Origin of the sequence: Sphingomonas aquatilis (genome assembly GCF_014196115.1) — a bacterium.
Classification (GTDB): Bacteria; Pseudomonadota; Alphaproteobacteria; order Sphingomonadales; family Sphingomonadaceae; genus Sphingomonas; species Sphingomonas aquatilis.
Map to the genome: position 1 here is coordinate 124,399 of NZ_JACIDB010000004.1, position 18,543 is coordinate 142,941.

At 61.6% G+C, this 18,543-nt stretch carries 28 protein-coding genes; 7 read left to right on the forward strand and 21 right to left on the reverse strand.

Annotated features, from left to right (window positions below; all coding sequences use genetic code 11):
- Positions 1-252: 252 nt before the first annotated feature.
- Together cysD and GGR47_RS11390 are read right to left on the reverse strand one after the other, a co-directional pair.
- Entirely contained in the window at positions 253-1,197 is a 945-nt protein-coding gene (gene cysD, locus GGR47_RS11385; protein WP_276509299.1) for a sulfate adenylyltransferase subunit CysD, read from the reverse strand.
- Between the two features lie 13 nt (positions 1,198-1,210).
- On the reverse strand, positions 1,211-1,444 hold the full coding sequence (locus tag GGR47_RS11390) for a hypothetical protein (protein WP_063689472.1): 234 nt from the start codon (positions 1,442-1,444) through the stop codon (positions 1,211-1,213).
- Positions 1,445-1,673: 229 nt separating this feature from the next.
- On the opposite strand from GGR47_RS11390, the gene GGR47_RS11395 reads away from it, so the two are divergent.
- From GGR47_RS11395 to GGR47_RS11410, 4 genes are all read left to right on the forward strand, one after another.
- Positions 1,674-2,252: a hypothetical protein gene (locus GGR47_RS11395; protein ID WP_147035186.1), complete on the forward strand. Its 579-nt coding sequence runs from the start codon at positions 1,674-1,676 to the stop codon at positions 2,250-2,252.
- Between the two features lie 20 nt (positions 2,253-2,272).
- On the forward strand, positions 2,273-2,752 hold the full coding sequence (locus GGR47_RS11400) for a DNA N-6-adenine-methyltransferase (RefSeq protein WP_208663143.1): 480 nt from the start codon (positions 2,273-2,275) through the stop codon (positions 2,750-2,752).
- Positions 2,753-3,271: 519 nt separating this feature from the next.
- Positions 3,272-3,514, forward strand: coding sequence for a hypothetical protein (locus GGR47_RS11405; RefSeq protein ID WP_147035190.1), 243 nt, complete (start codon positions 3,272-3,274; stop codon positions 3,512-3,514).
- The gene (locus tag GGR47_RS11410) at positions 3,511-3,852 is read left to right on the forward strand and encodes a hypothetical protein (protein ID WP_147035192.1); all 342 of its coding nucleotides are present in this window, start codon (positions 3,511-3,513) and stop codon (positions 3,850-3,852) included. The genes GGR47_RS11405 and GGR47_RS11410 overlap by 4 nt, the downstream gene beginning before the upstream one ends.
- A 485-nt stretch (positions 3,853-4,337) precedes the next feature.
- Here GGR47_RS11410 and GGR47_RS11415 read toward each other — a convergent pair whose 3' ends face one another.
- From GGR47_RS11415 to GGR47_RS19380, 14 genes are all read right to left on the reverse strand, one after another.
- The gene (locus tag GGR47_RS11415) at positions 4,338-4,700 is read right to left on the reverse strand and encodes a hypothetical protein (protein ID WP_147035194.1); all 363 of its coding nucleotides are present in this window, start codon (positions 4,698-4,700) and stop codon (positions 4,338-4,340) included.
- The gene (locus GGR47_RS11420) at positions 4,697-4,921 is read right to left on the reverse strand and encodes a hypothetical protein (RefSeq protein ID WP_147035196.1); all 225 of its coding nucleotides are present in this window, start codon (positions 4,919-4,921) and stop codon (positions 4,697-4,699) included. The genes GGR47_RS11415 and GGR47_RS11420 overlap by 4 nt, the downstream gene beginning before the upstream one ends.
- Positions 4,918-5,538, reverse strand: a complete 621-nt coding sequence (locus tag GGR47_RS11425; RefSeq protein WP_147035198.1) for a lysozyme family protein — start codon at positions 5,536-5,538, stop codon at positions 4,918-4,920. The genes GGR47_RS11420 and GGR47_RS11425 overlap by 4 nt, the downstream gene beginning before the upstream one ends.
- Positions 5,535-5,846: a hypothetical protein gene (locus GGR47_RS11430; protein WP_147035200.1), complete on the reverse strand. Its 312-nt coding sequence runs from the start codon at positions 5,844-5,846 to the stop codon at positions 5,535-5,537. Before GGR47_RS11430 ends, GGR47_RS11425 begins: the two co-directional genes overlap by 4 nt.
- Positions 5,833-6,267: a hypothetical protein gene (locus tag GGR47_RS11435; protein ID WP_147035202.1), complete on the reverse strand. Its 435-nt coding sequence runs from the start codon at positions 6,265-6,267 to the stop codon at positions 5,833-5,835. The genes GGR47_RS11430 and GGR47_RS11435 overlap by 14 nt, the downstream gene beginning before the upstream one ends.
- On the reverse strand, positions 6,264-6,443 hold the full coding sequence (locus GGR47_RS11440) for a hypothetical protein (RefSeq protein WP_147035203.1): 180 nt from the start codon (positions 6,441-6,443) through the stop codon (positions 6,264-6,266). The genes GGR47_RS11435 and GGR47_RS11440 overlap by 4 nt, the downstream gene beginning before the upstream one ends.
- Positions 6,440-6,580, reverse strand: coding sequence for a hypothetical protein (locus GGR47_RS11445; RefSeq protein ID WP_167509692.1), 141 nt, complete (start codon positions 6,578-6,580; stop codon positions 6,440-6,442). Before GGR47_RS11445 ends, GGR47_RS11440 begins: the two co-directional genes overlap by 4 nt.
- A complete protein-coding gene (locus tag GGR47_RS11450; RefSeq protein WP_147035205.1) occupies positions 6,580-8,868 on the reverse strand; it encodes a hypothetical protein in 2,289 nt (762 codons plus the stop codon). Before GGR47_RS11450 ends, GGR47_RS11445 begins: the two co-directional genes overlap by 1 nt.
- A 2-nt stretch (positions 8,869-8,870) precedes the next feature.
- Positions 8,871-9,308 (reverse strand): hypothetical protein, encoded by a 438-nt coding sequence (locus tag GGR47_RS11455; RefSeq protein ID WP_167509693.1) that lies wholly within the window; start codon positions 9,306-9,308, stop codon positions 8,871-8,873.
- On the reverse strand, positions 9,305-9,676 hold the full coding sequence (locus tag GGR47_RS11460; RefSeq protein WP_147035209.1) for a hypothetical protein: 372 nt from the start codon (positions 9,674-9,676) through the stop codon (positions 9,305-9,307). The genes GGR47_RS11455 and GGR47_RS11460 overlap by 4 nt, the downstream gene beginning before the upstream one ends.
- Positions 9,677-9,815: 139 nt before the next feature.
- Positions 9,816-10,673: an ORF6N domain-containing protein gene (locus GGR47_RS11465; RefSeq protein ID WP_147035211.1), complete on the reverse strand. Its 858-nt coding sequence runs from the start codon at positions 10,671-10,673 to the stop codon at positions 9,816-9,818.
- Positions 10,674-10,962: 289 nt separating this feature from the next.
- Positions 10,963-11,319: a hypothetical protein gene (locus tag GGR47_RS11470; protein WP_147035213.1), complete on the reverse strand. Its 357-nt coding sequence runs from the start codon at positions 11,317-11,319 to the stop codon at positions 10,963-10,965.
- A 67-nt stretch (positions 11,320-11,386) separates the two neighbouring features.
- Positions 11,387-12,085 (reverse strand): phage regulatory protein/antirepressor Ant, encoded by a 699-nt coding sequence (locus GGR47_RS11475; RefSeq protein WP_208663144.1) that lies wholly within the window; start codon positions 12,083-12,085, stop codon positions 11,387-11,389.
- Between the two features lie 35 nt (positions 12,086-12,120).
- Entirely contained in the window at positions 12,121-12,333 is a 213-nt protein-coding gene (locus tag GGR47_RS19380; protein ID WP_147035215.1) for an Arc family DNA-binding protein, read from the reverse strand.
- Positions 12,334-12,444: 111 nt separating this feature from the next.
- Between GGR47_RS19380 and GGR47_RS11485 the strand changes: the two genes are divergently transcribed.
- Genes GGR47_RS11485 through GGR47_RS11495 form a run of 3 tightly spaced genes read left to right on the forward strand, consistent with a single transcriptional unit; the run spans position 12,445 to position 13,379 of the window.
- Positions 12,445-12,711, forward strand: coding sequence for an Arc family DNA-binding protein (locus GGR47_RS11485; protein ID WP_276509300.1), 267 nt, complete (start codon positions 12,445-12,447; stop codon positions 12,709-12,711).
- A gap of 31 nt (positions 12,712-12,742) precedes the next feature.
- Positions 12,743-13,069 carry a hypothetical protein gene (locus GGR47_RS11490; RefSeq protein ID WP_147035219.1) on the forward strand — a complete coding sequence of 109 codons (327 nt, stop codon included), beginning with the start codon at positions 12,743-12,745 and terminating at the stop codon, positions 13,067-13,069.
- Positions 13,056-13,379 (forward strand): hypothetical protein, encoded by a 324-nt coding sequence (locus tag GGR47_RS11495; protein WP_147035221.1) that lies wholly within the window; start codon positions 13,056-13,058, stop codon positions 13,377-13,379. Before GGR47_RS11490 ends, GGR47_RS11495 begins: the two co-directional genes overlap by 14 nt.
- On the opposite strand, the gene GGR47_RS11500 is transcribed toward GGR47_RS11495, so the two are convergent.
- From GGR47_RS11500 to GGR47_RS11520, 5 genes are read right to left on the reverse strand one after another with little or no spacing between them, the layout of a single operon-like run.
- Positions 13,373-15,847 (reverse strand): hypothetical protein, encoded by a 2,475-nt coding sequence (locus GGR47_RS11500; RefSeq protein WP_147035223.1) that lies wholly within the window; start codon positions 15,845-15,847, stop codon positions 13,373-13,375. The genes GGR47_RS11495 and GGR47_RS11500 overlap by 7 nt on opposite strands.
- Positions 15,847-16,284 (reverse strand): lytic transglycosylase domain-containing protein, encoded by a 438-nt coding sequence (locus GGR47_RS11505; protein WP_167509695.1) that lies wholly within the window; start codon positions 16,282-16,284, stop codon positions 15,847-15,849. The genes GGR47_RS11500 and GGR47_RS11505 overlap by 1 nt, the downstream gene beginning before the upstream one ends.
- Positions 16,187-16,774, reverse strand: coding sequence for a hypothetical protein (locus GGR47_RS11510; RefSeq protein ID WP_167509696.1), 588 nt, complete (start codon positions 16,772-16,774; stop codon positions 16,187-16,189). The genes GGR47_RS11505 and GGR47_RS11510 overlap by 98 nt, the downstream gene beginning before the upstream one ends.
- Complete coding sequence (locus GGR47_RS11515) at positions 16,774-17,433, reverse strand: hypothetical protein (RefSeq protein WP_147035227.1); 660 nt, start codon at positions 17,431-17,433, stop codon at positions 16,774-16,776. The genes GGR47_RS11510 and GGR47_RS11515 overlap by 1 nt, the downstream gene beginning before the upstream one ends.
- Positions 17,430-18,149, reverse strand: coding sequence for an HNH endonuclease (locus GGR47_RS11520; protein ID WP_147035229.1), 720 nt, complete (start codon positions 18,147-18,149; stop codon positions 17,430-17,432). The genes GGR47_RS11515 and GGR47_RS11520 overlap by 4 nt, the downstream gene beginning before the upstream one ends.
- Between the last annotated feature and the right edge of the window lie 394 nt (positions 18,150-18,543).

The following is an 18,543-nucleotide window of genomic DNA, read 5'->3' on the forward strand; positions in this document are numbered from 1 at the left end:
CCGTCACGGCTCCGCCGCGCCACCTCCCCCTGGCGGGGGAGGACCGGGTAGAGTGCGAGCATCGGGAAAATCCTGTCTGTAGACATGGTCACGCCGCAACGTCCTCCCTCGCGTCAGCGGGGGAGGGGGACCGCCGCGAAGCGGTGGTGGAGGGGGCGCTTCCGCGTACGCCGAAGCCACCGCTGTCCTCCCCCTCCGTCCGCTTCGCTGCCACCTCCGCCTTGCGGAGGAGGAATGTCGTGATGGCAGCCATCAGAAATACCCCTCGCGCTTCTTCTTCTCCATGCTCGCGGCCTGATCGTGGTCGATCGCGCGGCCCTGGCGTTCGCTGGTCGTGGTCAGCAGCATCTCCTGGATCACCTGCGGCAGCGTCGCCGCCTCGCTCTCCACCGCCCCGGTCAGCGGATAGCAGCCCAAGGTGCGGAAACGGATCGATCGTTCGACCGGGATTTCGCCGGGCGCCAGGCGAAAGCGATCGTCGTCCACCATCAGCAGCATGCCGTCGCGCTCCACCGTCGGACGCGGTGCGGCAAAATAGAGCGGTACGATCTCGATCCCCTCGCGCAGGATATATTGCCAGATGTCGAGCTCGGTCCAGTTGGATAGCGGGAAGACGCGGATGCTCTCGCCGCGATGAATGCGGGCATTGTACAAATTCCACAGCTCGGGCCGCTGCGCCTTGGGATCCCAGCCCTGGCTCGCCGAGCGGAAGGAAAAGATGCGCTCCTTCGCGCGTGACTTTTCCTCGTCGCGGCGGGCCCCGCCGAAGGCGACGTCATAGCCGCCCGCCTTCAGCGCCTGCTTCAACCCTTCGGTCTTCCACAAATCGGTATGCCGGCTGCCATGGTCGAACGGGTTGATCCCCGCGGCCTCCGCCTCCGGGTTCTTGTGGACGATCAGCTCCATGCCCGCATCCGCGGCCGCCTTGTCGCGCAGCGCGTACATCGCGCGGAACTTCCATGTCGTATCGACATGCAGCAGTGGGAAGGGCGGTCGCGCCGGAAAAAACGCCTTCTTGGCGAGATGGAGCATTACCGCCGAATCCTTGCCGACCGAATACAACATCACCGGCCGCTCCGCCTCGGCGACGACCTCGCGCATGATGTGGATGCTCTCGGCTTCCAGCCGCTGCAAATGGGTAAGCCCGCTCATGGGGCTTTCAGATAAGCCCCCGCTCGCGCGATGCGACCAACTTATCCTTGGGGCGCCCCTATTCCGGCTGGCCCCACTCCTCACGCCGCCGCTCGACCGAATCGATCAGCACCCCGCCGACCATGAACACCGCGATCGGGCAGCAGCAGAACAGCATCCACCCCTGCCAGCCGGGATATTGCTGCAGGTAATGCATGCCGCGCTCTACCGCCCCCATGGCGAGGCCATAGATGATGACGAACGCCTCGAACTTGGTCTTGATGGTGAAGAGGCGTCTGATGCGGGTCCACATGTCGAAAGGTTAAGCAAGCCGCGCGCCAACGGCAGATTTCCGTCGGTCGCGGGTTAAGAGGCGTGGTTAACCGTCAATTATTCCGACGCCGCAGAAATGCGTGGGGTTGCCGTTCCGTTCGCGGAAAACCGGCGCAATTTCCGCCTCCTGCGCGCGACTGAATGGAAAACCGGAAGGTTGCCCGCCCCGCGCCAACGGGACGGGCTGCCACAGACCGTAGGAGGGTCGAATGGCTGCAATGATACCTAATGTTTCCGTTCCAGAAGGCCAGTCCGGCATTTGGCGGATTGAGCACTTTACCGTCACTGAAGAACAAGCCCGCATAGATCAGATGCGCTCGGCTTTTCGGCCCGGTGCGCGAGGGGTGCTGGCAGGCAACTATACCCGCCTGATGCGGGGCGGCACTGTCGTCATGTCAGACACGCAGGCTGAGAAGCGCGATCACCTATGGTTCGTCCGACAGGCTCAGGGGCACGTCCTCATCAACGGGCTTGGCATCGGAATGGTGCTTGGCGCCGTTCTTCTAAAGCCTGAGGTGACTGCCGTTACTGTCGTGGAGCAGTCTGCGGATGTGATCGCCTTGGTTGGTCCGTCTTACAGGGACCAGCGCGTAACGATCGTGCATGCGGACGCCTTCACCTACCAGCCGCCAGTTGGCATTCGGTATGGCGCTGTCTGGCACGACATCTGGGATGACATTTGCGCTGACAATTTGCCCGAGATGCACAAGCTGCATCGCCGCTACGGTCGCCGAGCTGACTGGCAGGGCTCGTGGGGACGCGAGCTTTGCGAACGGTACGCAGCATGAGTGCTTGGGAAGCCGCTGGCGTGACCGACGAATGGTACACCCCGCCCGCCGTATTTGAGGCGCTGGGCGAACGCTTTGACATGGATGTCGCTGCCCCCTTCGATGTGACCGCAATCCATGTGCCCGCCAAATCCTTCATCTGCGCGAATAGCCTTAGCGGGCCGTGGGACGGTTTCGTCTGGATGAACCCGCCTTTTGGTGGCCGGAATGCTGTCGTGCCGTGGTTGGACCGGTTCTTCGCGCATGGTGATGGCATTGCGCTGGTGCCAGATCGCACGTCCGCGCCGTGGTTCTGGGACGCCTTCCGTAAGTGCGATGCGGTGCTGTTCACCCGCAAAATCCGGTTTCTGCGCCCTGACGGCAGCGAGGGTAAGTCGCCCTCGTGTGGGACGGCGCTGATGGCCGCGGGTGAACGCGGTGTAGCGGCATTGGAGCGGGCCGCGGTGCAAGGCTTCGGCATCCTCGCCACCCCCCGCCACCCCGACATAGGAGAGGGATAGATGGGCGTAGGATATCCACATCGGGTTGCCGCTAACTGCGCCAACTTCCGCCCCTACCCGCCGTCATTCAGCAAGACGCGGGGCCAATGCTTTGTCTGCGGCGTGCAGTGGCAGGATGCCGAGGTCGGCTGTCTCTATCGCTGCCCGCAGTTCACCCCCACCACCAAACCCAGGAGCGCAGAATGAGCGAGGTATATCGAGGGTGGACATTGGATTTCGAGGCGCCTGCTAGATCGCGCATACTTGGTCGTGACTACATGTGGGTCACTGTCGACTGGAACGAGGGCACCCTTTGGTGGGACCATTCCGCCCGCGAATGGATCACCGACGAGGTTCGCCGTGAACGTCGAACGTGTTGCTCTAGCAGCGCTCCATGCCGGTCCTACAAGGCGTTCAAGAGGCATCTGGGGCGCCATGAGAAAACGTTACGGGGCCGGACTGTCTTCTTGCCTTCGCGATGGGTGGGGCATGAGATCACCGCTCGCCCAATTTCCGTCCCCGCCCGCAAAGGAGAGTGAGATGATCGGATCGCCGCTCAATCTCGAAATGCTGCTGCACGCCTACTACAGCGCTGCGCCATATCCCGGCTGCTCGAAGCCAATCAGCGAAGGGCGGGCCATGCTTTTCAGGCACGGGCTTATCGATTGCGAGGACGCCATGTGCCGGGCCACTGAAAAAGGCCGCTTCTTCGTCGGCCACCTGCTCGCCGTCCCGTTCCCCGTAGAGACCTATCGTATTCCCGATGCAGGAGACCCCGCATGACCGACCTCACGCGCGAAGGGCTGGTGGAGCAGATTGCCAGCTTGGAAAAGCAGCTACGGGATGCACGGCGCACGTCGACTGACAGGCTGTACATGATCGGGGCTCTGGTTCCGATGCTTGGGCCAAAAGGTCGTCAAGTCTGGGAGCAGTGGCAGGCAAAAGGCGTGCAGCGCATTCATACGGCATGGGCCGACGACGTTATGGCACTGGCTGGGGAGGAAGTGGCTGAGCGCCATTTGCAGATCAACAAGGCATGCGAAGAAGCTGTGCCCATCGATAATATGGACAGCCGTGACCCTTCTGCCCGCGCCCGAGCGATGGAGGCGGGTCGTGGATAAGGGCAGTCCAGATGCCATCCCCAATTCACGGGCTTTGGGCAAGCCGTACCGAAGCCATAAGGCATCGGGTAACTGTGACTGGCGCTCTGCCAACTGAGCTAAACCGGGGCCGAACCGTCGGTTGCTGGACTTGAACCAGCGGCCTCCAATCACAGCCCCACCGCCATACCTCTTGACCGACTCCGGATCAAGCTGTTACGGCCTGTTTCGTAGCTGCGGCAAGGCCAGCAACCAATCCCATGCCAAGGCGGTGGGTACATGGTAGGCGGGTTTACCGCTCAAGATGGTGACGCCGCAGCTACTTCCCCACCTTCGGGCAACTCACCGCGACGCCCTGCGCTGCCAGTGACCGGCATACCCGGCCCCACGCCAGCGATATCCCTTCACCCCATAGCTCAAGATCAACGCTGTACCGAGCCGACGTAGCATCGTCCGTAATCGCTGCATCCGGCATGACGGGCTTTGGCTTCGACGCTGCGGCGGCATCAGCCACAGACACGCTGATAGGCTGGGGAGGCGGTACGTCCGGCCTGCCGCAGCCTTGCGCAGCCCACAGCAACGGTAGCAGGGCCGGGAGCAGTGCCTTTCGGGGCATTATCGATCGCATGGGTTAGGTCATCCTTCACCTGGTCGAGGTGGCTTTCGTCCATCATCCGTTCGGCTTCCGCCTGCCGCATGACCATCTCGCGCTTCTCGGCCGCATCGGCACGCGCCGTTTGGACGCGGACCTGCTTGGACAGGTCGTCAGCGCGATTGTCGGCGTTCGTCCATCCGACCCACAGCCACGCGATGAGCGCGATCAGGGCGATCGGGGCGCCGATGTAGCGGAGGGCGGTGAGGGGCGTCATGCCGACGGCCCCTGATTGACCGTCTCTGCCTTCTCGACGTTCGCTACGGCGCTCTTAGGGCGAAAGGTGCCCAGCACGCCGACAAGCCCCGTCGTCAGACCACCAAATCCCAGCGCCTCCGCATACTTGCCGTAGAAGGCGAGGATGGCTGCGATCGTGGCGAGGTAGCAGATGGCGCCGATCAGGACCGAAAAAGCGATCAGGTTGTGGCGTTCGGTCATGACACACCTCCATCCCGCAAAGCACGCTCAAACGCCTGCGCATAGCCCTCGATCAGATCGGCCTTGTCGAGGATGTTGATGATCCGCCGGGCCTGAACGTACTGCGGCTTCGTCGCGACGCCCTGCGCTGGCAGATAGTCAGCCAGCTTCTTGCCGCTGAACCAGCCCTCGACCATGCCGCGCACCATGATAAACGCCGCGATGTCGGGACGCATGGCGAGGTCCGGGTTGGCGATCAGGTCGCCTACTTTGATGATCCCAGCCTGCGCCAGCTCGCGATCTGCGCGCGCGTAATTCGCCTTCCACGTCAGCATGACATAGCCGCGCCCGCAGTATTTGGGGCCGTCGCCAGCGCAGGTGTTGCCGTAGGCGATGCAGGTCTTCGGCCGATCCCCCGCCACGTCATAGAGGCGCGTGAAATAGGCATCCCCGCCGCGCTCCTTGATCGGCTGCATGGTCTGCGCCGTCTCGTGCCATGCGGTGGCCAGCATGTAGGCCTGCCACGAAAGCGGCTGACCGTCGATCACATTCAGGATCGTCTCGATGCCGTCGACTTGGGATTGGTTGAGCGGGCCTAGGCGCAGGCGGACGGTCTTGTAGAATGCAGCGCGGTTCACTGCTTGCCCTCCTTCATGCGAGCAACAGCAGCCCGGACAATCTCGTCCTCGTGCATGCGCTCATTGATCTTTTCGACGTGGCCGTTAAGCGTTACGACATTGCCGTTCAGCGCTGCGACCGCCTCAATCAGGCGCTCCAACAGGCGCTTGTCGACAAAACTGGCGGCAACGACCTCCGCAGCGCCATCGCTCACTGGTACGGCCTTAGCCTTACGTCGCTCGTTCCACGTCAGCGCAACCGCAGTGGCCAGCGTCAGGATCAACCCGCCGAGCTGCTGCGCCCATACCGGCAGGCTACCGAGTTCCATTAGCGGCTGCCTTGGCGAGGTTGCGGGCAGCGTCCCGACCAGCATAGGAGAACATGATGGCTTCCAACGCGAACAGGCCGAGGTAGTTGAAGACAGCCGGCGAGCGCCACTCCGCCGTCATCGCGCCCATGGTCAACATCGCCCAGATGAACATGCTGACGAGGCTGCATGCCTGCCGTACCACCGGAGTTTCCTGACGCGACCCATTGATGTACAGCGCCGCAAGCCGGATCATACCGGCTACTGCCACGACCGTGCCCCACGTCATTTCCGACGCGATGGCAGCAAGTGGGCGAAAGAACGGCCGGTCAAACGTGTCGCCGGGCAGCAGCAGGGTGGCGCCCCATCCGGTTTGAATGAAGGCCAGCACCCACTCCGGCGCGCGCTCGCGGAATGTACTGGCGAAGCGGACGAGGATCATGGCCGGGGATCGTCACTCATGGTCTTCTCCTTGGTTGAAGGGGCTAGGCTGCGTGTCAGTAAGATGGTGGGATGCTCGCCGATCAGACGGGCAAGGCGCGCGTCTCGATGCTTTGACCACAGCAGCCAGATTGCGTTGACCGATAAGCCGGTCAGCAGGATGGCGAACGAGGTCATGGGGTTGACCGATCCGGGCCGGAAGGCGCCGGCTGCGCATTCTCCTGCTGCTGCTTCAACAGCGCTTGCATCTCACGCTTTTTGCGGCCCTTCGGCATGGCTGCAATGTTTGCCGCCAGCAGATCGTCATCAGGCATCACACGACCTCCGTGATTGCGTTGGTTGTCGTCAGGCGATACCATTCGCCCGGCCCGAGGCCGGCAGCGCGCGCGTCGCCATTGCTTGGAAACGACGGATTTTGCTTGACCAGCGTGCCACCGAATGGGTTCAAAAAGAGAGGCCGGGGTTGAGTGCCGCCCGCCTGCCCCGCCTGCACCCATGCGCTGGTTTCATCTGCGCCCATCGATACAACATTGCCCGCTGGCGATCGTCCCGCCGGGTCGCTGGGTCCGACAAAACTTGGAGATACCGCGCCGATGTCGGATGCGGCGGTAACACCATGAACAGGGCGATCCACGCCAGCAGCCAAGCGAGGGGCATAGGCTAAAGCCCGATCCCCGGCAGCTTGTCGGTCAATGACCAGCCGACCAGACGCAACCCGCGATCCATTCACAGCGCCAAGAACGCCACATCCGCTGCTCGACGGGTCGAACATAATGCCCGCGCAGGGCTGCCCGTTTGCCTCTCCGAAGCCGCTCGACGGATGCACGGTGTTAACCACATCGGTGATTGTGCCCGTGCCTACCCTGATGTCGCGACAGTTGTTTGCGGTTCGAATGCCGCCCAAGTTGGACCTGCTGAGATTGAACAGATCAATCGCGGCATTGATGGTGCGGTCGTTGAAAAACACGCTATAAGTACCAGAGCCAACGCACTGGATATTGACCATATTGATTGCGGCGCAGAGCCGGTCAAAAAGAATGTTGTTGCCCGCGGTTCCGCCATCGGGGTCTTGGCCAAAAAGGTACTGGTGGATATTGACGTTGGCAATATTGATGCCAAGTACATTGTCGAAAAATGTCAGAGCCTCGTCGCTCTTTAGGTCGCTCGCGGTAAAATCCTGAATGTTGATGCGCTTTGCCGATCGAAAACCAAGGCCGGTCGCCACCACGTTGCGAATGGTCAAATCAGGCGAAGAAAAGCCGATCGTGTTTTCAATGGATGCTCCAATGTAGCGCACATCCTCTAGGATCGTCTTGCGCAGTCGGATATTGCGGGCTAGGTTGAACCGAAGACCACCGCCGCCACCACCAGCGTTGACGTTCGAGATGCGCGCGTAACCGTCGAACAAGACGGTCTCAACCGGCGCATACACCTTATAGATGCGGATATTCGCAGCCGTTGGCATATCGACGTTAATCATATCGCGCACAGTGATGAGCGAGGCGGTCGTCACCTGAACTTCCTGCGGCTCCAGCACCAAAGCAGAAGGGTTGGATACGTCCACGATTTGGATCATGTCGCCAGAAGCGAGCGTTTCTCCGCTCGTATTGGTGAACTGGATTTCGCGTTGCCCCCGCACGATAGGGGCGTTTACGGTGCCGATATTGCCAGTCGTCAACCCCAATCCGAACAGCGCGTAGTCGTTCACGTCAGCCGTGATGCCTGACCCGCGATCGAAGTTGTGCCGCTGGTTGGATTTCAATGCGATCTGCTGTTCAAGAAGCACCTCAAAGCCCTGCGGATAGTCAATCTGCGCAGGATTGAGATTGATCATCTCCTGGTAGTTTTCGGCGTCGTTGCTGCCGGCATTGTTGCAATAATCTGTGACCTTTACGGTTTCGCCGTTGCGATCACGCAACAGCCGGCGGATGGCCGGGCCTCCGAGCGGATTTTGGAACGTAATGCCTTCATCGCCCTGCCGCACTAGCGCGCCCGTCGTCAGCGGTACGGCGTCGAGTTTGATGATGTTGACGCCATCGGCAGTGTAGGGGGAGCCTGCGGTTTGGTACAGGAACGTGCCGGCCGTCGTACTGCCCTCTACGCCACCCGGAGGCGCGAAGATGTAGCTGGCGTTGGTGACCGGGGCGGCCTTCAGCGATGCGAGGCTGGTGTAGGTGCTGTTGGCGGGGCCGGTGTTGCCCGCGAAGCTGTTGGGCACCAACGCAGTCGGCGAACCCGTTGAGGAATCAAACCCTAGCAAAAGCCCCTTGCGCTGCCCTGCGGCCGGCAAAGTACCAGCGTCTTCGTTCTGCGGAACGAGGAGCGCTCGATCTTTGAGGGTCAGGGTGTCGACCATCGTGATGTTGGTGCGGCTGATTTCAACCACGCCAGTCATCACTCGGATGTCGTACTTACCGTCACCGATGTAGAACGCGAAGTACCCGAGCTGGTCCGTCAAAACAGGCTGGCTCAGCAGCGTCGTGCCGGCCTCGTCCGAATACAACGTGGCAAGAGAGCCGTCAGCGCTATAAACGCTGACCTGCGCACCATAGATGGGTTTGCCGTCGACCTGGCTGCTGACGGTATTGTCGTACTTCAGCACGCTCAGTTCTCCCGAACGATGGTCACGTCGACCGAGATTGAGGAAGTGAGGCCGTTGGCATCCGTCACGTAATCGGTCGCAACACCGTCGATCTCGCCCGCGAACGACGATGGGTTGCCGACGAAAGATGTTGACGACGAACTGGCGGCGGTCGCTGAAAAGCCGCCAGTCGTAACCCAGGAATGGGTGTATGGGGCAGAGCCGCCTGTCACGCTCACCGCGACGGTGTTCGTGTAGACCGGCCCGACCTTGGCGCTCGAATAGCCGTACGCTTCCGTCGGACTCACGTTGAGGCGGATGCCGCGCTGGTAAAAAATGCCAGTGCCCGCTTCAGTGCGCACATACAGGCGCTCGACCGGCTTTGTGACGCCATTACCGTCGCGGAAGCGGACTTCCACAGCCGTGCGCGCAGTGGCCGTGTCTCGTACCCTCAGGGTCACGAAAGCTGGATCCAGATATCGCCGGGCTGGCTGGTGGGGTCAGATGCGCCCGCGCCAGTAACGAACACGCGGCCCGAACTGTATCCCCCCGCAACATGATACAAATGCGCTCCGGCTCCCTGACGGATCAGAGTGCCCGTCATCTGGTCATTGCCTTCCGTGCCGACGGCCTTCAGCGCGGTACGGGCATCAGCGATCGAGTTGGACGCGAAAAAGGTGCCGAGCGCACGAGAAAAGGCGGCGCGAAGCTGCGCCATGATCTCGCGGCCCATGTTGTTGAGGTTGCCCGGCGGGCAATTCTCGCCGATGAAGACCGCGCCGACGGTCGTGTTCTCGGATGCTGTCGGGGACCAGTCGCTGAATGCCATTCTCACCACCTGATTGCTGGATCAGATCGGTGAGGACGTGCCTCCGACTATGCGGCCACGTTAGCATTGTTGGGCAAGCGATACAAGAAGGGCGCCGGGGTTAGCCGGCGCCCAAGGCAGTCGCTTGAAGTGGGCGCCCTTACGCCGCAATCGGCGCCGGTTCGTTATCGCGCAGATAATCGATGATGCTGCTCGACCAGCGCAACTGGCGGACAGGTGTGCCGCTGCTATGCTTTTTGCCTGTGTCTTGCATCACGCCACCCACGGCGACACCGTCATCGGTGGGCTCGTAATACTTGTGCCCCTTGGCGTCGGTGAAGCACAGTTGCAATCCGAGACGGCATAGCAACAGATTCACTGCCCGAGCCGATCCCAGACCAGCCCGACTGCCGATCTCTGTGGGGGTGAGCAGTGCTGTGTTCTGCGGCGCCGGCATATGCGACACGCCCAGCAAGCCCAAGGTGTCGATGCCAGTCAAAGCGACCGTCGCCCGGTTCGCCGCAAGCAGCGCCTGATTGCCTTCGAGCCCGGCCATTTTCGCCCACCGGACGTTCTGCTGCATGGTGAGCCGGTATTCGCGACTGACGTCGGCATGGGCAACGGTCGGCACCGGCGCTGGCTTGGCGAAATATGCCTTAACCAACTGTCGCTGAACCTGCCACGCCAGATCATCGGTAAACGACTTAACCAGCATAAGGTAGCCGGTTTCCGTCAGGACAATCACGTCGTTACGGCGGGTTGCCGCAGAAATTGCCGCAGGGTTGATCCGACGAATTTCGTCGGAGCTAAGCTGGCCGTAGTCCTCGCCTTCGATGAACCGTGCACGGTTTTCTCGAAAGTTTCGGCTGGCCGTGCCGTCTGGTCGGCCGTGGACGCGATCGATCATCGACAGGGTAATGACGCGATCGCCACCTACCTCGATCACCGCCAAGTCGGTGTTGTTGATTTTCACGCTTTGAAGAACCCCGCCGTTAGGGGTATGGCTACGTCCGGGCATGAATAGATGCCTTTCCACAGTGTGTGGGCGGCTGTTTGCGACCAGCCGCCGCCCTTCGCTGGGGAGAGCGGTCGGAAGGGCTTAGCTTCCTAGGGCGGATGCCCTTCCGACCGTCTACGGCGCTGGAGATCCCTGCACCGATTCCCGCAGCCCAAAAGGTGCGGTGGAAGCTCGATAATCCCGCGGACCCCGAGGTCGGAGATTGTCTGAAACGTATTATGCTCCGAGTCGTGGGGTCGGAGCAAGCACTCCGACCCTTCCGGTTAACGGCAGGCCGGTTTTACCGCCGTCACAGCATGAACCTCGACATGTCCGCGACGATCGCGTGGCTATCGTCACTGTCAAAGACCGTGCCGAAGTCATTCAGGTCCATCATGAAGCGCATCTTGGCACGTGCGTCGGCTAACGAGGCGCAGGGCTTGTGGATCATCTGATGCTCGATCTCGCCGAGACGGCCGCACAGGGCCAGAAAAACGGGATGCTCGTCGTCATAGCCGCGATTGGCGCGCGCCTGAACGTCGAGGTATTCCAGTCGCAGCGTCTCGAACTGGCTGGATGATGCAGCCGCGGCCGGTGCCGCGATCACGATCGGCGCGATTGCCATTGCGGACAGGATGCCGCGGCGGGTAGAGGTGTGGGTAGCCATGACGGGGACCTTTCCCGTTGAGGGTTAGGAACGGCGCGTGAGGACCAGTCACGCGCCGTTCTGCTGTTCAGGCGGCCTTGGCGGGCGCCGGAAACTCCTGCGCGAGACGGGCGAGGCCCTTGGCTGTCACGCGAGCCTGCGTCACCACTTTCTCCGACCCATCCGACCGGTGAACGGTTGTCGTCTTGTGCTCCATCAGGCCCTGCTGGAGCTTGGCGGCGTAGGCGATGTAGCCGCGACCGCCCGGTGGGGTGTAAATCCAGCCATGTGAACGCATGAAGTCGATCAGGTCCTTGGGGCGGACCCCGAGAGATTTGGCGGCATCAGTCAGACAGAGTGACCCGTCAGCGGTCACAAGCCTGTCCAGCGCATCGGCCTTTGGCTGAAGTTCGATCACCTTCTCGCTGTATACCAGCAGCAAACCCCGCATCGTCGCAGGATCGCTTAGCGCGGCTATCGGATCAGCGGCAGAGCGTTGCTCAAGCTCATTAAGCCGGGTGATGATGCGATGGCGGAGCTGGACGTTATAGCCGGAAACCAGCGTCATCGTCAGATCACGGGGCAGCATGAATTCGAGCGTGTAGCCGCGGGAATCCTTGCGTTCTTCGACATGGCCCAAATCTGGGCCATCCCCCAGCGCATCAATCATAACGCGTATATCGCGGATCACGTGCTTGTGATCCTTCTCGCAAAGCGAGGCGATTTCCTTGCTGCTCATCCGGGCTGGCGACGTATCGCCAAACCGACTATGTGCGATAGCATTCATGGGTGTTCTCCTGTGAAGGCGTTCGCTCCCGGTTCCTACGCCGAGGGAGCGGACGCCGCTTTCTCGCGATCAATGTCGCGACGCAGCCGAGCGACGATCTCGGCGTTCATTGAGCGATAGCCAGCGTGGGCAAGGCTCTTCAGCTCATCCCGCATACCTGGCGGAAGGCGGATAAGAGCCTTATCGTCAGTCGCGCTTGTACCAGTCACTTTGCCTCCATTCTGTCGCGCATGATAGCGACTCGCCATACATCGCTAGTATGGACGGCTTCGTCAAGCGGTTTTAAGCGAGTCGCCAAACTTTGATATCACGAGGGCGGAATGGCAGGTCCGAAACCACCGAGCGACTTGGCAGAAAAGATGCTCATTAGGATGCCGCCGGGCATGCGCGAGAGGATCGCGGAAGCGTCGACACAATCGGGTCGGAGCATGAACGCGGAGGTTATAGCGCGGCTTGAGGCGTCATTTGCCGAAGTGCAGGCGCCATTCACTGAGGCGCAGGAAGAGGCTGTCAGGCAGATGATGCTAGATCACTTGGAGGACGTGCGCTTGGACACCGAGCGCAGACTGAAGGATCTGGAAGAGCGCTACGCGGGATGGATGCCGCCCGACGACACCCCTCGTTGAAAAGCGGCGGGGAAGGGGGTAGGGTGGCTATGTGAGCGAGCACAAATCCTTAACTCTTATGGTTGTGGCGGCGAGCGTTCTCTTATCCTCCTGCGGACCGTCTACGCGACCATCTGCTCAGGATCAGCTGACAGATGCCGCAGACGACGCAGCGGCAGAAGCTGTCGCAGAAAGCCCTAAGATAGCGGATCTCGAACGTCGCGTTGCGGACTTGGAGCAGCGTGACGAGAAAATTGTTGCTTACGTCAATGCTGTTGACCGCGTCTCAGCAGCCCGAGACCGGGATAGAAAGACAAACATCGACAGCATCGTCAATTATCTGTCGAACACCACAGAGCCTCACAGTGGCCAGCCCTGATCTTTGGAAGATACTGATCGCCTGTATCGGTTTTGGTGCGGGCGGCGAGGCGCTGAGGCATTATCGAAGTTTTAAAAGCCGGCGTCGTTCTGTGCCGCGCCACCTGCGCAACGCCGGGTTCTGGACGGATAAGCGCTTATTCCAAGCAGAGGGCCTATTTGCAGCAGCCGCGCTATGCGGACCATGGACGCTGGGGCTGCTGCTCATATCGGCTGATCGCCCGCTATGGGCGGGTATGCTGGTCATGTTCGCATACCCGCTTGCCATCTACCTGCTCATGCGGGGCATGAACATGGATGAGCCTCAATAGTCGGAGGTTACGGCAATCGGGCTGTAGGCGAGCGCCAATGGGCGCCCGAACATGCCACCAAGACGACGGCGCTGCGCTACCTGTTCCCCGATAGCGACCAAGGCGTCAGGACGATCCAGTAGCAGGCGGTTGATCGCTGGTTGCGTCGATTCTGCGTAGAGTGGAGCCAGCGCCGTATTGCGGGCCGCAGCTCCGAGCCTCGTCATCAGACCGCCGCCTGCCTCAATACGCCCAGCGGTGCCGCTATCGGGCACGCGGCTCGGCAAAACTTCCTGCGCCGCTCGCTGAAGGTCGAAAAACGGCCGGTCAGTCGTTGCCGCTGACATACGCCCGGTGAAGCGGCGAGCGTTCGCCCGTGCGGCCTGCCCCAACTGAGCACCGGTGAACACACCGCCCGTGTTCATGGCCGCAGCGGTGGCATCAGCCAAGACAGACGTGTTGCGGTAGGCTGCGTTCGCATCGAGGTAAGCCGGCAGGGCGCCTGGTGCCTGGCGATCAAGCAGGTTTTCCAAGGCCCCACGCGCACCACGCGTCACGTTGCCGAAATCGTTGCCATACGGGGCGTTTCGGACTGCACGAGCATCCTGCTCAAGCCCGCGAACCGCCTGCTGGAAGTTGTTGCCCGTCATCACCCCGTTGGGGTCGAAGCTGTTACCCACGCGCTCGTTCAGGGTGTAGCGTGCATTCGCCCCCATTTCACCGGGGAGGCGGTTGGCCGCAGTCGCGGGACCCTGCATATCGATACCGAACGGCCGATCGCGCTGTAACCGCACACTGCCAAGGGCCTGCTGATATGCTTGTCCAACAGCGTCGTCAGCCTGTTCGACAGCTGCCTCGCCAAGCTGATTGTTGGCCTGACGCCCAATGGGCGCAAGCGCTTGGTCCCATGCTGCCCGGTTCATGGCTTGAACGCCTTCCATGCGCCTTGCGCCGATCGCGTCGCCGATGCCGCCGAAGCCAGCAAGACGATCCTCACGGGCCTTAAAGCGCCCCCCGAGCGCCTGACCGGGCGTCAGAGGAACGCCGACAGAGCGAAGGTACTGCTGCGCCTCGTCTCGGACGCCTGTAAGTGCTCGCCCGAACATGCCAGTCAGGCGCCGCCCTGCGACACCGCCCACGACGCCCGTTAGTGCGCCCTGCGCTGCACCACCGAGGCGGCTACCCTCGTCGGCGCTACCAGCGCCATAGGCGGCACCATAAAGCGCATCAGCGGCAAGAGGGGCGAACCGGCCCAGCGCCATCCCGCCAAGACCGGCTTCGGCCCCAGCGCCGGCAAGGGCGCCCCCAGAAAGGGTGCCGAGAAGAGCTGCGGTCGGATTTCGCTCCGCCAGCGTCGACATCGCCGCTCTGGTCAGGGCGGGGTTGTCTGTCATGTTGTCAATTGTGCCAGCGCTGAGGGCGTCCAATGCTTGACCGACGTAAGCGCCGGCCGCCCCCTGGCCATACTGATTGATGGTCTGCCTCAGCCCACTCATCGGGACACTGCGGTTCTCCACCGACACGGCATATTGCGACAGCGGGACACGCGGATTCTGCGCGCGGAACCGCACTGCGGCGCCCACATCGCCCGCGCGCTGGTCGCCGAGACCGGGCTGCACGCTGTTCATGTACGCGACGATGTCGGCCTGCGACTTACCGGCGCCGATCATGCCGCGAATGTGGCTATTGACGCCCGCTAAGGCCGGATCAGCCTCGGTTCGCGTGTCGCCAGTGGCAAATGCCAGCTGCTCACCCTGACTGCCACCCTGCGGCGCGACGGCAATGCCGTACTTCTCGGCCACCTTGGGATCGCGATAATCCTCACCCTTCGAAAGGGCCATGAAGTTGCGATAGTGGCGCTCAACCGCAGCGAGATTTTCACGAAGTTGGTCAGGGCTCTGCGTCTGACCGAGGCCAGCGACGCTATCACGCAGTAGCGCACCCTCCTTTTCGGTAAGCAAACCGAGACCAGATGCGCCGGTAGGCGATGCCGTCTTGAGCTGAGCGAGCTTGTCCAGCGTCAGACGCGAAGCAATCGTGTTGAGCGAGCCTGCGAGGTCGATGGTGGACTGAGGCTGAAGCAACTCGGGCAGGCGCGCGGCAAAGCCGGCTGCACCAGTTCGGTTTAGGTTATCACGCGCCTTTGCAATCGCAGACAGGATTTCGTCGTTGCCAAGTGCCGCCATGGCCTGCTGTTGTTGAGGCGTCGCAGTTGCCTGCTGGGCGGCCAGATCGCGACGCGCCTTCTCTGCATCGACTTCAGCTTTCGTGGCGTTTGCAGCGGCCTGTCGATTCTCATAGGGAGCGCGCGACAGGTCCCCCTTCAGCTTATCAAGCTGAGCGGCGCCCATGGCCTGCTTCGTCGGGTCCTGCGGCAACGAGAACACACCACCCTGCGGCGCAGCTGGTGCATCGGCATATCCCACGACGCGGACCTGGCCGTCGCCGGTTTCCTCGTAAACCACGCCATCATGCGTAAAGCGCTGCATCAGCTTCCCATCCTTCCCAGCACATCGCGGGCGTATTGCTGTGTCTTAGGGCCCCAAAGGCGCCGATTTGGGCCACCGTGGTAATAGCGCAGTGCGTCCGGCAGGTTGCCGGTCCGCGCCAGTCCCTCATTGAAATACGCCTCGCCGAGGGTGCGTTGATAATCTGCCGCAAGGGGCGTTTTGGCGGTCAGCAGGTCTTCCCGGTACGGCAGACCCAGCTTGTCAGCCATGCTGCGGGCAGTGGCGGGGAGAAGCTGAGCAACACCTAGCGCACGCCCGTATGGCGTCTGCGGCCCCACTACGCCGGCTCGCCCGCCGCTTTCCTGCTGAATTACGGCGTCAAAAGCGGTTTGGGGCGCGAAAGCTGGACTGACCGGAGCCAGTACCTCCCTTCCGCGGATCGGCGACGACGCTGCCGATCGCCGGGCGCGGCACACCAGCCGAGCCTTGGATTGCTGCTCCAAGACCCGATCGAGGGCCGGCGTAGATGCGGTCCTGCCCGAGCGGCACCGTCACGGTCGGGTCGCCAAGGTTGCGCAGATACTGGTTCGCCGCGTCAGGCCCGAGCTTATCCGCGATGAAGTTGTAGTCGTTGACGGTATCGTTGTTGACGGGGGCAGGGTGAGCGCGTTTCCACTGCTCCTGCGCAAGCCATTGCGCGGACTCGGCGTCCTGCTTCATCCGCCAGTCGGACAGCATCTGTTGCCGCTGCCGGTACTGCTGCTGAACCGGCGCGAACGTCGGCGCGGCGCCGTATGCCGAGGCGACGGCATCCGCAATGCCCCCCAGCAGGTTGAGGCCCATGCCGCCGCGATCGAAGAAACCGGGCTTGGGCCGGGCTAGCTGTGGAGTAGCCATGCCGGTTTGGGTGCTGGCCATAGCCGGTAGCGTCTCGTCGCCAGCGAAGCCGCGGAACATCATGCCCATCAGCCGAACTTTCCTGCGGCAGCCGCATTGCCCGCAATCTGGGCGAGAATGGCGCCGAGCGACGGGGAGGTTTTCTGCGTCGTGGTGGTAGAATTCCCCCACAAGCTACCGATGCTGCTGGCATAGTTGTTCGCGGCGTTCTGAGGCAGTTCCGACATGCCTGTCAGGTACGCAAGCAGCGCTGCAATGCCTTGGTTGCCGGCACCAGCAAGCGAGGTGGCATTGCCCACCGCATTATCCATCCGGCTGCGCTCGTTGTTGTAATCGGTGTAACGCAGGTTCGTCTCGTTCTTCGCCAGCTCGCGCGCGAGGATCTGGGACTGAGCTGACCCACCTGCCAGACCGCGGCTTCCGATTGCGCCGTTGACCCCGTTGGTCACGTCGGCGTTCGTCGTGGCGATCTGCTTATCCAGCTGGGGGTTGCCCGTCAGGAACTTGCCGCCCAGCACCGCCTGAGTGTAATCGTTTGCCGCGCCAAGCGTGGGGTTGTTGATGGTCGAGGCGACGACGCCCGGCAGCTGCTGCTGCAAGATCGTCGTGCTGATGTTCGCTAGATCAGACGCCCTATTATAGCCGCTCTGGGCAGCGTTTGTCGCCGACTGGATGTAGGGCAGGGCAGCCTTGCTTGGCCCCGTTGTCGTTGTCGATTTGCCGCTCATGCCGCACCCGCCTTCGCTCGGCCGTGGTTTGGATGGTAGCCATGCTCGGCTTCCATGCGGGCGCGAAAGGCGACAGCATCATCAAAGCTGGCGCTGTAATGAGTGCGTTTTTTGCCCGTATCGGTCTTTAACATTGCGACCCATTTTTTATAATGAGTGTCCCAAGAGACACCTGTGACACCGCTAGTGTTGTTGCCAGAAATGCAACGATTTCGGTTGTTATCTGCGCGACTTACCCGGCGCAGATTTGCGAGGCGATTGTCGCTCCTGTCGCCATTCTCATGGTCGATGAATTCAGGAATTTCACCATATGCCAAAAGCCAAATCAGTCTGTGAGCAGCGACACGCTGACCAAGCAGCGTACCCGATGGATATCCCTTGCTGTGAGCGGTAAATGCCTCTTTCCCCGCGAGCTTGGCGTTCCAGGCGGCGCATGCGCGGGCAGGCGAATACGCTCCACCAGCAAACATGGCTTGGTCGCGCTCGCGCCAATACAACTTTCCGGTATCTGCATCGTATGATAGAACTGATGCGACGTATTGTTGAGTGATCTCAGCACGCTCTGTCATGACAAGCACTCTAGCACAGTTGATGACCGCCTGAATCCGTTTTCCGACAAAACGCGTTCCCAGCCAGATCGGCCAAAGACGCGAACGCCAATCATATTTGATGATTGCGCAGCCTTCTGTATCATAGCCATTGCTTCTGAAGCCCACTCTCTCATCCGAGAGCCGCCGCAAGCATATATCTCTAGTATTTCGCCTCGCTTGGTCATGGCGGATCGGGTCAGGGCATAAGATACCGGATCACCTCCTTTCAGCGCGACGATGAGCTGCATGTGATCGGACGCTAGAGCCGCCTCGACTTCGGGCCATGCTTCATCGGCGAGTTCAATAGCCGGGTTGAGGGCGGCGCGCGCACGCTGCCACCCCTCCCACTCAAGTGGCTGTCTGATATACCCGATCTGCAATGAAGTCGTGCTCATGCCATCCTTTCGAAGTGGACGGCTGCGCGTGATCGCGCTGGGCACGGGCGAACCTTACTATAAGCGGCAAGCCAAGTCTACAGGCTCAAGTTACTCGCCACGCGGTAGAGCCGTCTGGCTTGCGA

Bases quoted from the DNA above. Each gene is read 5' to 3' on its own strand.
- GGR47_RS11515 (WP_147035227.1), bottom strand. From the start codon at position 17,433: ATGAGCGGCAAATCGACAACGACAACGGGGCCAAGCAAGGCTGCCCTG.
- GGR47_RS11420 (WP_147035196.1), bottom strand. From the start codon at position 4,921: ATGACCGAACGCCACAACCTGATCGCTTTTTCGGTCCTGATCGGCGCC.
- GGR47_RS11485 (WP_276509300.1), top strand. From the start codon at position 12,445: ATGCTCATTAGGATGCCGCCGGGCATGCGCGAGAGGATCGCGGAAGCG.
- GGR47_RS11440 (WP_147035203.1), bottom strand. From the start codon at position 6,443: ATGACCTCGTTCGCCATCCTGCTGACCGGCTTATCGGTCAACGCAATC.
- GGR47_RS11395 (WP_147035186.1), top strand. From the start codon at position 1,674: ATGGCTGCAATGATACCTAATGTTTCCGTTCCAGAAGGCCAGTCCGGC.
- GGR47_RS11500 (WP_147035223.1), bottom strand. From the start codon at position 15,847: ATGCAGCGCTTTACGCATGATGGCGTGGTTTACGAGGAAACCGGCGAC.
- GGR47_RS11415 (WP_147035194.1), bottom strand. From the start codon at position 4,700: ATGACGCCCCTCACCGCCCTCCGCTACATCGGCGCCCCGATCGCCCTG.
- GGR47_RS11470 (WP_147035213.1), bottom strand. From the start codon at position 11,319: ATGGCTACCCACACCTCTACCCGCCGCGGCATCCTGTCCGCAATGGCA.
- GGR47_RS11510 (WP_167509696.1), bottom strand. From the start codon at position 16,774: ATGGGCATGATGTTCCGCGGCTTCGCTGGCGACGAGACGCTACCGGCT.
- GGR47_RS11475 (WP_208663144.1), bottom strand. From the start codon at position 12,085: ATGAATGCTATCGCACATAGTCGGTTTGGCGATACGTCGCCAGCCCGG.
- GGR47_RS11435 (WP_147035202.1), bottom strand. From the start codon at position 6,267: ATGATCCTCGTCCGCTTCGCCAGTACATTCCGCGAGCGCGCGCCGGAG.
- GGR47_RS11445 (WP_167509692.1), bottom strand. From the start codon at position 6,580: ATGCCTGATGACGATCTGCTGGCGGCAAACATTGCAGCCATGCCGAAG.
- GGR47_RS11465 (WP_147035211.1), bottom strand. From the start codon at position 10,673: ATGCCCGGACGTAGCCATACCCCTAACGGCGGGGTTCTTCAAAGCGTG.
- GGR47_RS11430 (WP_147035200.1), bottom strand. From the start codon at position 5,846: ATGGAACTCGGTAGCCTGCCGGTATGGGCGCAGCAGCTCGGCGGGTTG.
- GGR47_RS19380 (WP_147035215.1), bottom strand. From the start codon at position 12,333: ATGGCGAGTCGCTATCATGCGCGACAGAATGGAGGCAAAGTGACTGGT.
- GGR47_RS11390 (WP_063689472.1), bottom strand. From the start codon at position 1,444: ATGTGGACCCGCATCAGACGCCTCTTCACCATCAAGACCAAGTTCGAG.
- GGR47_RS11460 (WP_147035209.1), bottom strand. From the start codon at position 9,676: ATGGCATTCAGCGACTGGTCCCCGACAGCATCCGAGAACACGACCGTC.
- GGR47_RS11410 (WP_147035192.1), top strand. From the start codon at position 3,511: ATGACCGACCTCACGCGCGAAGGGCTGGTGGAGCAGATTGCCAGCTTG.
- GGR47_RS11405 (WP_147035190.1), top strand. From the start codon at position 3,272: ATGATCGGATCGCCGCTCAATCTCGAAATGCTGCTGCACGCCTACTAC.